Origin of the sequence: Streptomyces chisholmiae (assembly GCF_031845445.1) — a bacterium.
GTDB lineage: Bacteria > Actinomycetota > Actinomycetes > Streptomycetales > Streptomycetaceae > Streptomyces > Streptomyces chisholmiae.
On the sequence record NZ_JAVREO010000004.1, the window covers coordinates 139,340 to 153,352 of the forward strand.

At 74.1% G+C, this 14,013-nt stretch carries 16 protein-coding genes; 8 read left to right on the forward strand and 8 right to left on the reverse strand.

All coding sequences use genetic code 11. The features are described from left to right. The first annotated feature begins 29 nt into the window (after positions 1–29). The 4 genes from RM844_RS08055 (at position 30) to RM844_RS08070 (ending at position 3,575) form a co-directional block, all read left to right on the forward strand. Positions 30–767: a hypothetical protein gene (locus tag RM844_RS08055; RefSeq protein WP_311666265.1), complete on the forward strand. Its 738-nt coding sequence runs from the start codon at positions 30–32 to the stop codon at positions 765–767. 5 nt (positions 768–772) lie between these two features. Beyond that, the gene (locus RM844_RS08060) at positions 773–1,696 is read left to right on the forward strand and encodes an LLM class F420-dependent oxidoreductase (protein WP_311666266.1); all 924 of its coding nucleotides are present in this window, start codon (positions 773–775) and stop codon (positions 1,694–1,696) included. 12 nt (positions 1,697–1,708) lie between these two features. Continuing rightward, positions 1,709–2,614, forward strand: a complete 906-nt coding sequence (gene mmuM, locus RM844_RS08065) for a homocysteine S-methyltransferase (protein WP_311666267.1) — start codon at positions 1,709–1,711, stop codon at positions 2,612–2,614. 394 nt (positions 2,615–3,008) lie between these two features. Further along, positions 3,009–3,575, forward strand: coding sequence for a hypothetical protein (locus RM844_RS08070; protein ID WP_311666268.1), 567 nt, complete (start codon positions 3,009–3,011; stop codon positions 3,573–3,575). Between the two features lie 75 nt (positions 3,576–3,650). Here RM844_RS08070 and RM844_RS08075 read toward each other — a convergent pair whose 3' ends face one another. Further along, positions 3,651–4,415 carry an alpha/beta fold hydrolase gene (locus tag RM844_RS08075; protein WP_311666269.1) on the reverse strand — a complete coding sequence of 255 codons (765 nt, stop codon included), beginning with the start codon at positions 4,413–4,415 and terminating at the stop codon, positions 3,651–3,653. 333 nt (positions 4,416–4,748) lie between these two features. On the opposite strand from RM844_RS08075, the gene RM844_RS08080 reads away from it, so the two are divergent. After that, positions 4,749–4,940, forward strand: coding sequence for a DUF5708 family protein (locus tag RM844_RS08080; RefSeq protein WP_311666270.1), 192 nt, complete (start codon positions 4,749–4,751; stop codon positions 4,938–4,940). Between the two features lie 16 nt (positions 4,941–4,956). Here RM844_RS08080 and RM844_RS08085 read toward each other — a convergent pair whose 3' ends face one another. From RM844_RS08085 to RM844_RS08100, 4 genes are all read right to left on the reverse strand, one after another. Beyond that, positions 4,957–5,517 (reverse strand): GNAT family N-acetyltransferase, encoded by a 561-nt coding sequence (locus RM844_RS08085; protein WP_311666272.1) that lies wholly within the window; start codon positions 5,515–5,517, stop codon positions 4,957–4,959. Positions 5,518–5,559: 42 nt separating this feature from the next. Further along, positions 5,560–6,588 (reverse strand): ornithine carbamoyltransferase, encoded by a 1,029-nt coding sequence (argF, locus tag RM844_RS08090; RefSeq protein ID WP_311666273.1) that lies wholly within the window; start codon positions 6,586–6,588, stop codon positions 5,560–5,562. A gap of 114 nt (positions 6,589–6,702) precedes the next feature. Beyond that, the gene (locus tag RM844_RS08095) at positions 6,703–7,938 is read right to left on the reverse strand and encodes an arginine deiminase (protein WP_311666274.1); all 1,236 of its coding nucleotides are present in this window, start codon (positions 7,936–7,938) and stop codon (positions 6,703–6,705) included. A gap of 36 nt (positions 7,939–7,974) precedes the next feature. Beyond that, on the reverse strand, positions 7,975–9,192 hold the full coding sequence (locus tag RM844_RS08100; protein ID WP_311666570.1) for an Nramp family divalent metal transporter: 1,218 nt from the start codon (positions 9,190–9,192) through the stop codon (positions 7,975–7,977). 179 nt (positions 9,193–9,371) lie between these two features. On the opposite strand from RM844_RS08100, the gene RM844_RS08105 reads away from it, so the two are divergent. After that, positions 9,372–10,232 carry an isocitrate lyase/PEP mutase family protein gene (locus tag RM844_RS08105; RefSeq protein ID WP_311666275.1) on the forward strand — a complete coding sequence of 287 codons (861 nt, stop codon included), beginning with the start codon at positions 9,372–9,374 and terminating at the stop codon, positions 10,230–10,232. Between the two features lie 34 nt (positions 10,233–10,266). Here the strand turns inward: RM844_RS08105 and RM844_RS08110 are convergent, their stop codons facing one another. From RM844_RS08110 to RM844_RS08120, 3 genes are all read right to left on the reverse strand, one after another. After that, positions 10,267–10,464, reverse strand: a complete 198-nt coding sequence (locus RM844_RS08110) for a DUF3099 domain-containing protein (RefSeq protein WP_311666276.1) — start codon at positions 10,462–10,464, stop codon at positions 10,267–10,269. Positions 10,465–10,508: 44 nt separating this feature from the next. Then, positions 10,509–10,970 (reverse strand): winged helix-turn-helix transcriptional regulator, encoded by a 462-nt coding sequence (locus RM844_RS08115; protein ID WP_311666277.1) that lies wholly within the window; start codon positions 10,968–10,970, stop codon positions 10,509–10,511. Positions 10,971–11,063: 93 nt separating this feature from the next. Then, the gene (locus RM844_RS08120; protein ID WP_311666278.1) at positions 11,064–11,336 is read right to left on the reverse strand and encodes a hypothetical protein; all 273 of its coding nucleotides are present in this window, start codon (positions 11,334–11,336) and stop codon (positions 11,064–11,066) included. Between the two features lie 489 nt (positions 11,337–11,825). Between RM844_RS08120 and RM844_RS08125 the strand changes: the two genes are divergently transcribed. Further along, positions 11,826–12,722 carry an SDR family oxidoreductase gene (locus tag RM844_RS08125; RefSeq protein ID WP_311666279.1) on the forward strand — a complete coding sequence of 299 codons (897 nt, stop codon included), beginning with the start codon at positions 11,826–11,828 and terminating at the stop codon, positions 12,720–12,722. A 46-nt stretch (positions 12,723–12,768) separates the two neighbouring features. Further along, positions 12,769–13,947, forward strand: a complete 1,179-nt coding sequence (locus RM844_RS08130) for a zinc-dependent alcohol dehydrogenase (RefSeq protein ID WP_311666280.1) — start codon at positions 12,769–12,771, stop codon at positions 13,945–13,947. Positions 13,948–14,013 lie beyond the last annotated feature (66 nt).

Below are 14,013 nucleotides of genomic sequence, written 5' to 3' on the forward strand. Positions count from 1 at the left end.
CCGACCGGCCGGCCGCGCCGAGGAGTGCCATGAACACCCCCAGGATCATCCCCGAGTTGGGCCGGCTGCCGGCCACCGTCTGGCATCCGGCCGAGGCCGCCGTCGCGCACACCCTGACGCTGACCCCGGTCGGCGCCGGCGTGCACCTGGGCGCCGGCACCGCGGGCCAGCCGGTGACGCTGCCCGCCCCCACCCCCGAGGGCACCCGCATCGGGGTGCTCGGCGAGTCGCTCTTCGGCCGGCTCTTCGCGCTGCGGCTGCTCGGCGTGGGCGCCCGGGTCACCGTCGCCACCCGGGTGCCCGACCAGTGGCGCGGGGTGGCGCTGGCCGCCGGGGAGCGGCTGACCGTCGACGACGGGATCCGGCGCTGGCCCGGCCGGCCGCCGTCCGCGCCCTCGGCAGGCGACGGTCCGCAGGCGCTGGTCTGCGACCTGCGCCGGCCGCCGGCCGCGGCGCTGGCCGACGGGCCCTGGCGGACGGTGCTGCACGTCACCCGCAACCCGCCCCGGCGGTCCGCGTTCTGGGCCGGCGCGCGGACCGTGGTCGCGTTGGACGCCCAGTTCGCCGAGGTCGCCGAGCGGCTGCTCGGCCCGGCCGCCGGCGACTTCGTCCGGGGCCTGACCCCGGGCCGGATCGCGGTCTTCCGGGACGGGGCCGCCGAGTCCGTCGGCCTCGACCTGTCCCCGGGCGAGAACGCCCTGCTCACCCCGGGGCGGCCCCGGCGGACCCCGGGTGCGCGGGGCGCCGCGGCCGGCGGCGCAGAATAGGGGCCATGGATCTTCGTATCTTCACCGAACCGCAGCAGGGCGCCAGCTACGAGACCCTGCTGGCGGTGGCCCAGGCCACCGAGCAGCTCGGCTTCGACGCCTTCTTCCGCTCCGACCACTACCTGCACATGGGGGACGGCGACGGGCTGCCGGGGCCGACCGACGCCTGGGTGACCCTCGCCGGGCTGGCCAGGGAGACCAGCCGCATCCGGCTGGGCACCCTGATGACCGCCGGCACCTTCCGGCTGCCCGGGGTGCTGGCCATCCAGGTGGCGCAGGTCGACGCCATGTCCGGTGGGCGGATCGAACTGGGCCTGGGCGCCGGCTGGTTCGCCGAGGAGCACACCGCCTACGGCATCCCGTTCCCGAAGGAGAAGTTCCCCCGGCTGGAGGAGCAGCTGGCCATCGTCACCGGCCTGTGGGAGACCCCGGTGGGGGAGACCTTCTCCTATGACGGCACCTACTACCAGCTGACCGACTCGCCCGCGCTGCCCAAGCCGGCGCAGGCGAAGGTGCCGGTGCTGGTCGGCGGCATGGGCAAGGTCCGCACCCCGCGGCTGGCGGCCCGTTACGCCGACGAGTTCAACATCCCGTTCCAGTCGGCGGCCGACAGCGCCGAGCAGTTCGGCCGCGTCCGGGAGGCCGCCAAGGAGGCCGGCCGCGCCCCTGAGGACCTGGTGTACTCCAACGCCCTGGTGGCCTGCGTGGGCCGGACCGAGGCCGAGGTGACGCGTCGGGCGGCGGCCATCGGCCGCGAGGTGGCCGAGCTGCGGGAGAACGGCCTGGCCGGCACCCCGGGCGAGGTGGTGGAGAAGATCGCCAGCTACCGCGAGGCCGGCTGCCAGCGGATCTACTTCCAGATCCTGGACCTGGACGACCTCGACCACCTGGCGGTCATCGCCGAGGACGTCGCCCGCCAGCTGGACTGACCGGCCGGACCGATGGACCTCGAGGCGCTGGCGCCCGGTGGCGGCCCGCTGCTGTTGGACGGCGGGCTGTCCAACCAGCTGCTCGCCCAGGGCGCCGAGCTGTCCGGCGAGCTGTGGACGGCGCGGCTGCTGGCCGACGACCCGGAGCGGCTGGTCGCCGCGCACACCGCCTATCTGGCGGCCGGCGCCCGGGTGTTGCTGACCGCCAGCTACCAGGCGTCCTTCGCCGGCTTCGGCCGGCGGGGCGTCGGCCGGCGGGCGGCGGCCCGGCTGTTCGGCGACAGCGTGCGGCTGGCCAGGACGGCCGCCGGCCGGGCCGGGCGCCCCGCCCTGGTGGCCGCCTCGGTCGGCCCGTATGGCGCGCCCCTGGCGAACGGCGCCGAGTACCGGGGTGACTACGGGCTGACCGGCGCCGAGCTGGCCCGCTTCCACGCGCCCCGGGTGGCGGCGCTGCTGGCGGCCGGCCCCGACCTGTTGGCGCTGGAGACGGTGCCGGACACCCGGGAGGCCGCGGCGCTGCTCGACGTGGTGCGCGGCCAAGGGACGCCGGTCTGGCTCTCCTACACGGTCGCGGGCGGGCGCACCCGGGCCGGGCAGCCGTTGGCCGAGGCGTTCGCGCTGGCCGCCGACGAGCCGTCGGTGGTGGCGGTCGGCGTCAACTGCTGCCGCCCCGAGGAGGTCGAGGAGGCGGTGGCGCTGGCGGTCGCCGTGACCGGCCGGCCCGCGGTCGCCTACCCGAACGCGGGGGAGCGGTGGGACCCGGTGGCCGGGGACTGGCGTGGGCCGGCCACCCTGGCGCCGGGCCTGGCCCGGCGCTGGCGGGCCGCCGGGGCCCGGTTGATCGGTGGCTGCTGCCGGGTGGGGCCGGACCGGATCGCGGCGCTCGGTGCCGCGCTCGGCGTCGCGCCCGACCCGTGAGTTCTGGCCGACCTTCCGGCGGCCACGAAACCCCGCCGTTGAGCCTCACCATCGGTAGTGGGGTGGGTGCTGAGGGTCGCATAGCTGACTGAATACCCACGGTCGGGCGGTCCTCCTGCGGCAGAATCTCCCCTGGGCGAGGCCCCCGCGGTGCAGGGCGCGGGCCCCGGCCCCGCCTCCGCGCGCTGGCCCGCCTCCCCGCGTCAGCCAGCCGCGCGGACGGCGCGCCCTCCGGAGGTCGGCGTTCCGGTCATGGTCGTCCGATGGCTGTTCGGTGAGAGCTGTCCGCCCGAAGGCAACCACCTCCCCGGGTGAACGGTCCTGCTCGGGTGGAGCGATGTCCTGTTCACCGCTCCTTCACCTGCCCGCGTCCGGCCGCACCCTGCGAGGTTCCATGCCCGTCCGTCGTACCGCCACCGCCGTCTCCGCCCTGTCCGCCGCGCTGCTCTCCGCCACCCTGCTCTCGGCCGCGCCGGCCACCGCCGCCACCGCCGCCACCATCCACCCGGGGGCCGACGACTCCGCCTGTCGACACTGGTACAACGACGGCGCCCTGGACGTGCGCCTGGAGAACATCCCGGACCCGGTGGTCGCGGGCGAGTGGGCCGAGTTCGACTACCGGATCACCAACACCCTCGACGTGCCGGTGGACGGCCTGGTGACGCTCGCCGAGATCACCGCCTACGACACCCTGGACGGCTCCGACGTGCCGGTGACCACCGAGTGGTTCGCGGACGGCGCCTGGACGCCACTGACCACGCGCGGTTGGTACGACTGGTTCGGCACCACCGACGCGCTCCAGCCGGGTGAGTCCGCCACCGCCCGGCTGCGGGTGCTGGTCGCGGCCGACGCCCCGGACTGGGCGCTGGGCTCGGCCGTCATCGGCGGCGCCCACCTCACCCCGCAGTCCTGCGAACGCACCCTGACCGACCTGGAGTTCGACATCGTCGAGGCGAGCTGACCGACGTCCGCGCCGGTCGCCGCCCGGCCCGGCCGCGCCGGCCCCCGGGCTCGGGGGCCGGCGCGGCCGGCGTGCTCAGGCCGGCTCGCGCAGGAAGTCCACCAGCAGCCGCGCCACCTCGGCCGGGCGCTCCAGGCTGGGCAGGTGCCCCGCCCACGGCAGCTCCTGGTGGCGGGCCCTGGGCAGCAGCCGGGGCAACTCGGCGGCGGTGCTCCGGAACTCGGGCAGGTCGTGGCCGCCGGAGACGGCCAGGGTGGGAGCGCCGATCCGGGCCAGCCGGTACTCCGCAGACGGCCGGGCGAACTTCTCGGCCGCCAACCGCACGTCCAGCGAGTGCCGTTGCATCAGCCTGACCATGGCGCGGGTGTTGCCGTCCGCCTCCGGCCCGAGCCAGGTCGCCACGTTCAGCTCCACCGCCTCGGCCACCGCGTCGGCCGCGATCAACTCGGCCTCCCTGGCCTGGAACGCGGTCAGGGCCGGGGTCGGCCGGGTCAGTGGGGGCGCCGCGTTGAGCACCGCGAGCGCGCCCACCCGGTCCGGCCAGCGGGCGGCGACCTCGAGCGCCACCCCGCCGCCGAAGGAGGAGCCGACCACCGCCGTCCGGTCCACCCCCAGGGCGTTCAGCAGGTCGCGCACGTCCTCGGCGTCCCGGTAGGGCCGGTCGGCCGCCGGACTGTCGCCATGGCCTCGGAAGTCACACCGCGTCACACGGAAGCCCGCGTCGATCAGGATGCGCCACTGCGGGTCCCACATCCGACGGTCGCAGACCGTGGAGTGCAGCAGCAGCAACGCGGGGCCGTCACCGGCCACGTCATGAGCGAGATGCGAAGTCGAGGTCACGGGTAGCCATCGTTCCACCAACCTCGTCCGCCCGCCCGAACTCCTTCGAAACGTCACGGCCGGCGGTCTTCCGGTCGAGGCACGTCCCTGGCGCACGCGCCGGCGCGCACGGCGCACACGGCGGAACGGCGGCGGCCCCGGGCCGGGGCGGGCGGTGCACGGCCGGCCGGCGCCGGCGGATTGACGTGTCAACCACGGTCTGATGTGCGGCTCCGGGGTGTCCGACGAAGGATGTAGTGACGTCTCCTCCCGCCGGTCGAGGACGCTGAGCCGGCCGACGCCTACGCTCAGTGATGAGGGGCCGAGGGCCCGGAGTTCGGCAGGGGAGGGTGCGTGAGTCGAGGGGCGAGGCAGACGATCGAGGGGTTGGGCACGGCGCTGGTGGGCCTGGTGTTCTTCGTGTTCCTGGACGAGGTGGAGACCCCGGTGTTCACCTTGAGCAAGGTGGGGGTGGTGTTGATGGCGGTCGGCGGCGTACAGCTGGTGGTGGCCGCGGTGCGGGGCCTTGGCCGCCGGCCGGCCTGAGCCGGGGGCGGCCGGGTCAGCGGAGTTCGCCCTCCAGCACGCTCATCAGGTACATGTCGTGGAAGCGGCCCACCCCGCGGAAGCACTCGCGGTGCCGGCCGTCCCGCTGGAAGCCGGCCTTCTCGTAGGCGCGGACGGCCGCCGCGTTCTCCACGACCACCCAGAGCGCGATCGAGTGCAGCCGCAGCTGGTCGAAGCCCCAGCGGCAGAGGGTGCGTACCGCGTCGGTGCCGTAGCCCTGCCCCCAGCAGTCCTTCTCCCCGAGATAGATGTCGAGTTCGGCCCGGCCGTCGATCGGGCTGGCGTCCCGCAGCCCGGTGACCCCGATCAGCCGCTGGTCGGCGCGCCGCTCGATCATCAGCAGGGTGGTCTCGAAGGAGTTGCGCGGGCGCTCGGCGAACCGGCGCTCGGCGCTGGCCAGGGACTGCGGGACGTCGGCGTTGAGCCAGCGCGTGACCTCGGGGTCGTGGTTCCACCGCCAGAGGCTCTCGACATCGCCCGCCTCCATGGCGCGCAGCCGGACGAGTTCGCCGGTCAGTGGTGGGTAACCGACGCTGCTGGAAGGCGAGTTGTCCATGACAGGCGATCCAAGCAGCCCCTCCCTCCGGCTGGCAACGGATTAGTGGCGCTCCGGCTCCTCGTCGCCGGCCGGCGCGAGGGTGGCGACCAGCAGCGCCTTGATGGTGTGCAGCCGATTCTCCGCCTGGTCGAAGACCACGGACGCGGGGGACTCGAAGACCTCGTCGGTGACCTCGAGCGAGCTGAGGCCGAACCGCTCGTGCAGGGTGCGCCCCAGCTCGGTGCCCAGGTCGTGGAAGGCGGGCAGGCAGTGCAGGAACCGCACCTCGGGGTTCCCCGTCGCCGCCAGCACCTCCGCGGTCACGGCGTAGGGCTGGAGCAGCTCGATCCGCTCCCCCCACTTCTCCACGGGCTCGCCCAGCGAGACCCACACGTCGGTGGCCACGAAGTCCACCCCGGCGACGCCCTCGGCCACCGACTCGGTCAGCTTGATCCGGGCCCCGGTCTCCGCGGCGAGCCGGCGGGCCTCGGCCACCACCCCGGGCTCGGGCCACAGCTCCTCGGGGGCGACGATCCGCACGTCCATGCCCAGCAGGGCGCCGGTGACGAGGTAGGAGTTGCCCATGTTGTTGCGGGCGTCGCCGAGGTAGGCGTAGGCCTGCTCGGTCAGCGGTTTGGCGCAGTGCTCCGTCATGGTCAGGACGTCGGCGAGCATCTGGGTCGGGTGCCAGTCGTCGGTGAGCCCGTTGTAGACCGGGACGCCGGCGTGCTCGGCCAGCTCGTCCACGGTCCGCTGCGCGCTGCCACGGAACTGGATGGCGTCGAACATCCGGCCGAGCACCCGGGCGGTGTCCCGGGTGGACTCCTTGTATCCCACGTGCGAGCTGGCCGGGTCGAGGTAGGTGGTGCGCGCCCCCTGGTCGGCCGCGGCGACCTCGAAGGCGCAGCGGGTCCTGGTGGAGCTCTTCTCGAAGAGCAGCGCGATGTGTCGGCCCGCCAGCCGCTGCCGCTCGGTGCCGGCCCGCTTCGCGGCCTTCAACCGAGCCGCCAGCTCCACCAGTTGACGGAACTCGGCCGAGCTGAGGTCCAGCTCGCTGCGCAGGTGCCGGCCGGTGAGTGTGGTCGCCATGGGCGGGCTCCGATCTCGCTGTGCTGGGTGGGGCGGGGCCACCCCCGTGAAGAGCCGCAATTATATACAGATCTCCTTATGGGTATGCAATGGTGCGCCCCGCCCCGTCCTCGCTCAGTCCACCGACTCCCGCTCGATCGGGCAGCTCATACACCGCGGCCCGCCCCGCCCCCGGCCCAGCTCGCTGCCGGGGATCTCCAGCACCTCCACGCCGTTGCGGCGCAGCTCCGTGTTGGAGGTCACGGTCCGCTCGTAGGCGATCACCACCCCCGGCTCCACGGCCAGCACGTTGCAGCCGTCGTCCCACTGCTCGCGCTCCGCCGCGTGTGGGTCCTGGGTCGCGGTCAGCACCCGGATGTCGGCCAGACCGAGCGCCTCCGCGATGGCCCGGTGCATGTGCTCCGGCGGATGGTCGGTGACCGACAGCTCCCGGCCGCCGGCGCCCGGCCGGATGGTGTAGGAGCGGAGCATCCCCAGCCCGGCGTACTGCGTGAAGGTCTCCTGGTCGACCATGGTCAGCACCGTGTCCAGGTGCATGAAGGCCCGTCGCTTGGGCAGGTCGAGCGCCACGATGGTGTGCGCCGAGCCCGCCGCGAAGAGCCGGCGCGCCAACTGCTCCACCGCCTGCGGGGTGGTCCGCTCGCTCATCCCGACCAGCACCGCGCCCCGGCCGATCACCAGCACGTCGCCGCCCTCGATGGTCGAGGGGTGCCCGCCGTCCGGCTCCGACCAGTGGTGGAACGGAGCGCCGGCCGCCCCGGCGAACAGCGGGTGGTGCCGGTAGATCGCCTCGAAGTGCACGCTCTCGCGCTGCCTGGCCGGCCAGCGCATCGCGTTGATCGCCACCCCGTCGTAGACCCAGGCCGAGGTGTCCCGGGTGAAGAGGTGGTTGGGCAGCGGCTGCAGGAGGAACTCGTCCAGCCCCATCACGTGCAGCCGCAGCGAGCTGGGCCCCGGGTAGCGCTCCAGGAACTCCCGCTTCGTCATCCCGCCGACCAGCGCCTCGGCCAGCTCCGCGCCGGGGAGGCTGTCGAAGACCGCCCGCAGTGGCTCGGTGGCCAGCGGCCCGTACTCGCGCTCGTCGAACACCCGGTCAAGGACCAGGGCGCGGGCGGCGGGCAGCTCCAGACTCTCCGCCAGCAGCTCGCCGAAGAGCCGGACCTCGACCCCCCGACTGCGCAGCAGCGCGGCGAAGATGTCGTGTTCCTGCTGCGCGCGCTTGACCCAGAGCACATCGTCGAAGAGCAACTCGTCCTTGTTGGTGGGGGTCAGGCGCTTCATTTCGAGACCGGGCCGGTGGAGGATCACTCGCTTGAGCCGGCCGGTCTCGGAGTCAACGTGAAAGGGCATGGCCCCATTCTGCGGGCAGCCGTGCCGCACCGCTCACTACCAGGGCAGGTCCCGGATCTGCTCGACACAGAGGATCAGGAACAGCACCCCGGAGGCGGCGAGCGCGCCGTTGCTCAGCCAGCCGTTCCGCCACCTCAGCGGCGTCTGGCCGGTGTTGAGCAGCCACAGCAGGGTCAGCGCCAGGAAGGGCATGAAGAACGAGCCCAGCACCCCGTAGGTGAGCACCAGCCCGATCGGCTGGTCGAGGAAGAGCAGCCCCATCGGCGGGAAGGTCAGCCACAGCAGGTAGGCGCGGAACGGCAGCGACCGCTCCCGCTGCCCCGCCACCGCCGCCGGCCCGGCCCAGTGCGGCCGGGTGCGGGCCAGGAAGTCGGCGAAGAGCAGACTCACCCCGTGCCAGACCCCGATCACCGAGCTGAACGAGGCGGCGAAGAAGCCGACCAGGAAGAAGTCGGCGGTGACCGGCCCGAACCGCTCCTCCAACACCCCGCCCAGGTCGAGCAGCCCCCGGTCCCCGGTGGCCAGCGCGATCTCGGCGGAGTGCAGCAGCTCGGCCCCGATCACCAGCATGGCGATCACGAAGACGCCGGTCGTCAGGTAGGCGATCCGGTTGTCCAGCCGCATCATCGGCATCCAGCGGGGCGTGGTCCACCCCTTGGCCGTCACCCAGTAGCCGTAGGCGGCCAGCGTGATGGTGCCGCCCACCCCGCCGATCAGCCCCAGGGTGTAGACGATCGAGCCGTCCGGCAACGTGGGCCACAGGCCGGTGCCCAGCGCCGCCACGTCCGGGCCGACCCGCACCGCCAGCGAGACCACCACCACGAACATGACGCCGACCAGGACCATCATCAGCCGCTCGACCACCGCGTAGCGGTTGAACCACACGCACAGCAGCCCGGCCACCCCGCAGATCATGCCCCACACCCGCAGCGAGGGACCGTCGGGGAAGAGCGCCACCAGCGGCAGCCCGCTGGCGGACATCGCGGTGGCCCCGTAGACGAAGCCCCAGATCACGATGTAGATCCCGAAGTACCAGGTGGTCCAGCGCCCGAGGGTGCGCCAGCCGTCGAAGATGGTCCGCCCGGTGGCCAGGTGCCAGCGGCCGGTGGCCTCGGCCAGCGCCACCTTGATCAGGCAGCCGACCACCGCCGCCCACAGCAGCGTGTGCCCGTAGCGGGCGCCCGCCACGGTGGTCGCCACCAGGTCCCCGGCGCCCACGCCGGTCGCCGCGACCACCAGCCCCGGGCCGACCATGCGCCAGCGTCTGGTGGGGAGTTCGGATTCCTCGCGCGTCGTCGCCACGGTCCCATCCTGCCCACCGGATGCCATGTTCAGGCCAACAAGGATGCCTCCGGTCGGGGGGGTGCCGTGCTCCGTACCATGAGGACCGAAAAGCGCCGGTCAGCCCCCGGCGGGGCTGTTTCACTGAGCCCATGGAAAGCCACCACGCACCGCGCCTCGAAAGCCTCGCCACCAGGGCCCGCCTGCTGCACACCCTGCACCGGGGTGCCCAGCCCCTGCTGCTGGCCAACGCCTGGGACGTGGCCAGCGCCCGGCTCGCCGCCCGGGCCGGCGCCGCCGCCATCGCCACCACCAGCTCGGGCGTGGCCTGGAGCCTCGGCGCCCCGGACGGTGACCGGCTGGCCAGGGACGCCGCCATCGCGCTGGTCGGCCGGATCGCCGCCGCCGTCCCGCTGCCGGTCACCGCCGACCTGGAGAGCGGCTACGCGGTGGACGCCGCCGGCGTGCGGGAGACCATCGGCCTGGCGCTCGCCGCCGGCGCCGCCGGGGTCAATCTGGAGGACTCCAGCCACGACCCGGCCGAGCCGCTACGCCCGGTCGCCGAGCAGGCCGAACGGCTCGCCGCCGCCCGCGCCGCCGCGGACGCGGCCGGGGTGCCCCTCTTCGTCAACGCCCGGGTCGATGTCTTCCTGCGCCGGCCGGGCGCCCACCCGGCGCTGCTGGACGCGACGCTGGAACGCGGCCGCGCCTACCTGGCGGCCGGCGCGGACGGGGTCTTCGTGCCCGGCGTCACCGACCCGGCGCTGGTGCGCGAGCTGACCACCGCCCTGCCCGCGCCGGTGAACCTGCTGGTCGGCCCCGGCGCCCCGCCGGTCGCCGAGTTGGCCGCGGCCGGCGCGGCCCGGCTCAGCCTGGGCTCCGCCGTGGCCCAGGCCGCCTACGCGACCGCCGCCCGCGCCGCCGGGGAGTTCCTGACCACCGGTGGCTACCAGCCGCTGACCCCGGCCCTGGACTACGGGGACCTCAACGCCCTGCTGGCCGACGACGACTGACCCCACCGCCGGCCGGTCGGGGCCGCCGGGCCGGTCACTCGTCCCACCAACGGTCGTCCCGCTCGCGGCGGTTGGCGACGATCGTCGCGATCGGCGGCAGCACCGCGGCCAGCGCGCACAGCGCGACGGCCAGCGGCACCGACCAGAGCCGGACCACCGCCCCGCCGCCCACGAAGAGCACCAGGCAGCAGGCCATCAGCACCAGGTAGCGGCGACGCCGACGCGCGTACACCACCCCAGGCTACGGGCGGCCGGGCCGCTCCGCCCCCGGTGCGGTCAGGCGCTCAACGGGCGGGGGCGCGGGGCCCGTCCGTCGAAGCTGGCCCGGGCGGCCCGCAGCTGCTCGGCGTGGGTCGCGCTCCACTCGGCGATCCGGGTCACCAGCTGGGCTATCTCCGAGCCCAGGGCGGTCAGCCGGTACTCCACCCGCGGCGGCACCGTGGGGAAGACCGTTCGGGTCAGCAGCCCCTCGCGCTCCAGCGCGCGGAGGGTCTGGGTGAGCATCTTCTGGGTGACGCCCTCCAGCCGACGCCGCAGCTCGTTGAACCGCACCGGGCAGCCGTCCGCCAGGGCGACCAGGGTGAGCATCGTCCACTTGCCGGCTATCAGCTCCAGCACCGCGCGCGGGGCGCGATCGCGGGGCAGGACCTCGGCGCCGCGCTCGCACTGCCGGGGCGTCCGGCGCTCTCGGTGGTCCAGGTGGCCGCTGTTGTCCGCATGATCGAAGTCCGTATCCACGAGGTCCCTGGATACCAGAGAACGTCGCGCATTCCCATGCTCCCGCCCGCCGGACCGCCGCGCGGCGACGAGCGGGAGCCGGCCGCCGGCCGGTCAGGCCAGGGCGGCGAAGACCAGGTACGGGAGGGCGCCGGCCAGCAGCCCGGCGAAGACCACCGTGGCCGTCCTGGCCACCGGCCCCTCGTGCTGCCGGGTGGCCAGACCGGTGCCGACCAGGCCGAGCGCGCCGACCAGCACCTCGTAGAGGAACAGCACCGGCGAGAGCACCAGGGCGAGGGCCGCGGTCGCCGCGAAGAGCAGGCGGGTGTGTCGCGTGGTCTTCCGGTCCAGCCGATTGTCCAGCCGGTTGTCCAGAGCCTGGTCCATGACGGAACTCCTCACCGCTGCCGGGATGTAGCCATCCTGCTGATCACTTTCCCCAGGTTGGGCGTGGCTCATGCGCCATCCGGAACACCTCGGGAGATCGGTAGAAGCAGCCGCCGGCGGGTCCGGGAACCGGCGGGGACAACAAACGGAACGTTATCCTCCGCTGGCGCGCCGGAGAGCGGAACGGCACCGACCGGCCCGGGCTTCCGTCCCATCGGCCGCACCGCGCGCCGCCGGCACCCGGCGGGAGGCGCCGTCGCCCCGGGGGCGCGCGGAGCGGCGCCCACGGCGAGCGGGGGGCGCGGGCCAGCCTCAGCCCGGGCGAACGCGCGCGGGCGCGCCCCCTCCGGGAACGGGCCGCCACACCGGCGCCGCCCGCGCCGCGTGCCCGGCCGGCCCCCCGGCGCCGGTTACCCCGATTTGCTGGGAAACGGGAGGCATACGCGTGCCGGACGCCGGGCACCCGACGGGGCCAGGGAAGGAGGACCCATGCCAGACGAGGCAGCACAGGACCGACCCGCGCACCCGGCGGAGCGCCAGCCGAGCCCGGAGTTCCCCGACCAGTCGCAGGAGGTCCCCGGCCACACCGGGGAGATGACGCCGCGCCCCGACCACGGGGAGGACAGCTACCGCGGCTGCGGCCGGCTCCGCGAGCGACGGGCGCTGATCACCGGGGGCGACTCGGGCATCGGCCGGGCCGTCGCCCTGGCCTACGCCAGGGAGGGCGCCGACGTGCTCTTCAGCTACCTGCCGGAAGAGGAGGAGGACGCGGCGGAGACCGCCCGGCTGGTCACCGAGGCCGGCCGGCGCGCCGTGCCGGTGGCCTGTGACATCCGGTGGGAGGAGGAGTGCCGGCGGCTCGCGGACCGCGCGGTCGCCGCGTTCGGCGGCCTGGACGTGCTGGTCAACAACGCGGCCTACCAGATGGCCCGGCCGGACAGCATCGACGAGATCGACACCGAGCAGTTCGACCGGGTGATGCGCACCAACCTGTACGGGATGTTCCACCTGACCAGGATGTGCCTGCCGCACCTCACCGAGGGCGGCAGCGTCATCAACACCACCTCGGTGCAGGCGTACCAGCCCTCCCCGCACCTGCTGGACTACGCCATGACCAAGGGCGCCATCGTCACCTTCACCAAGGGCCTGGCCGCGCACGTCGCCGAACGCGGCATCCGGGTCAACGCGGTGGCCCCAGGACCGGTGTGGACGCCGCTGATCCCCGCGACCATGCCGGACACCACCGGCTTCGGGGCCAAGTCCGCCTTCGGCCGGCCGGCCCAGCCCGCCGAACTGGCCCCCGCCTACGTCTATCTGGCCTCCCAGGACGCGGCGTTCATCACCGCCGAGGTCCTCAACGCCACGGGAGGTGCGCCGCTGCCCTGACCCACCAGAGCGGACAGTGTTCTCCCAGGTCACGGAGGTGTTCGAGATGAAGGCCACGGTGTGGCACGGCAAGCGCGACGTCCGGGTGGAGGAGGTGCCCGACCCGGTCATCCAACAGCCGACGGACGCGGTGGTGCGCGTCACGTCCACCGGGCTGTGCGGTTCCGACCTGCACCTGTACGAGGTGCTGGGACCCTTCATGACGCCCGGGGACGTGTTGGGGCACGAGCCGATGGGCGTGGTGGAGGAGACCGGATCCGCCGTCACCGGCCTCAGCCCGGGCGACCGGGTGGTGGTGCCGTTCCAGATCGCGTGCGGCGAGTGCTTCATGTGCCAGCGCGGGCTCCAGACCCAGTGCGAGACCACCCAGATCCGGGAACAGGGCAGCGGGGCCGCGCTGTTCGGCTACACCAAGCTCTATGGCTCGGTGCCCGGCGCCCAGGCCGAGTACCTGCGGGTGCCGCAGGCCCAGTACGGCCCGATCAGGGTCCCCGACGACGGCGTCCCCGACGACCGCTACCTCTACCTCTCCGACGTGCTGCCCACGGCCTGGCAGGCCGTCGAGTACGCCGGCATCCCCGAAGGTGGCAGCGTGGCGGTGCTGGGCCTGGGGCCGATCGGCGACATGGCCTGCCGCATCGCCCGGCACCGGGGCGCCGGGCAGGTCATCGGCATCGACCTGGTGCCCGACCGGCTGGCCCGGGCCGCCGCGCGCGGGGTGCAGACCCTGGACCTCAGCCAGCACGAGGACATCGTGGCCGCCACCCGCGACCTCACCGCCGGGCGCGGCCCGGACGCGGTGATCGACGCGGTCGGCATGGAGGCGCACGGTGGCACCGCCGGCTCCCTGCTCCAGAACCTCGCCGGTTGGCTTCCCGGCCCGCTCGCCGAGGCGGCCGCCAGCAGGGCGGGGGTGGACCGGCTGGTCGCCCTGAACCTCGCGATCGACCTGGTCAGGCGCGGTGGAACGATCTCGCTGAGCGGCGTCTACGGCGGCATGGCCGACCCCATCCCCATGCTGAAGCTGTTCGACAAGCAGATCGAGCTGCGCATGGGACAGGCCAACGTGCGGCGCTGGGTGCCGGACATCCTGCCGCTGCTCACCGCCGATGACCCGCTCGGCGTGGACGAGTTCGCCACCCACCACCTGCCGCTGGAGCGGGCGCCCGAGGCGTACGAGCGGTTCCAGCACAAGGAGACCGGGAAGGTCGTGCTCACTCCCTGAGCCCGCCCGGCCCTCCCCGGCGGACCCGCGTTTGGCGCGGGCCCGCCGGGGAACCCGTGCCGTCCC

Excerpts from the sequence above, each read along its gene's own strand:
- RM844_RS08055 (WP_311666265.1), top strand. The coding sequence starts at position 30 with ATGAACACCCCCAGGATCATCCCCGAGTTGGGCCGGCTGCCGGCCACC.
- RM844_RS08060 (WP_311666266.1), top strand. The coding sequence starts at position 773 with ATGGATCTTCGTATCTTCACCGAACCGCAGCAGGGCGCCAGCTACGAG.
- mmuM (WP_311666267.1), top strand. The coding sequence starts at position 1,709 with ATGGACCTCGAGGCGCTGGCGCCCGGTGGCGGCCCGCTGCTGTTGGAC.
- RM844_RS08070 (WP_311666268.1), top strand. The coding sequence starts at position 3,009 with ATGCCCGTCCGTCGTACCGCCACCGCCGTCTCCGCCCTGTCCGCCGCG.
- RM844_RS08085 (WP_311666272.1), bottom strand. The coding sequence starts at position 5,517 with ATGGACAACTCGCCTTCCAGCAGCGTCGGTTACCCACCACTGACCGGC.
- argF (WP_311666273.1), bottom strand. The coding sequence starts at position 6,588 with ATGGCGACCACACTCACCGGCCGGCACCTGCGCAGCGAGCTGGACCTC.
- RM844_RS08095 (WP_311666274.1), bottom strand. The coding sequence starts at position 7,938 with ATGCCCTTTCACGTTGACTCCGAGACCGGCCGGCTCAAGCGAGTGATC.
- RM844_RS08100 (WP_311666570.1), bottom strand. The coding sequence starts at position 9,192 with ATGGTCGGCCCGGGGCTGGTGGTCGCGGCGACCGGCGTGGGCGCCGGG.
- RM844_RS08105 (WP_311666275.1), top strand. The coding sequence starts at position 9,372 with ATGGAAAGCCACCACGCACCGCGCCTCGAAAGCCTCGCCACCAGGGCC.
- RM844_RS08120 (WP_311666278.1), bottom strand. The coding sequence starts at position 11,336 with ATGGACCAGGCTCTGGACAACCGGCTGGACAATCGGCTGGACCGGAAG.
- RM844_RS08125 (WP_311666279.1), top strand. The coding sequence starts at position 11,826 with ATGCCAGACGAGGCAGCACAGGACCGACCCGCGCACCCGGCGGAGCGC.
- RM844_RS08130 (WP_311666280.1), top strand. The coding sequence starts at position 12,769 with ATGAAGGCCACGGTGTGGCACGGCAAGCGCGACGTCCGGGTGGAGGAG.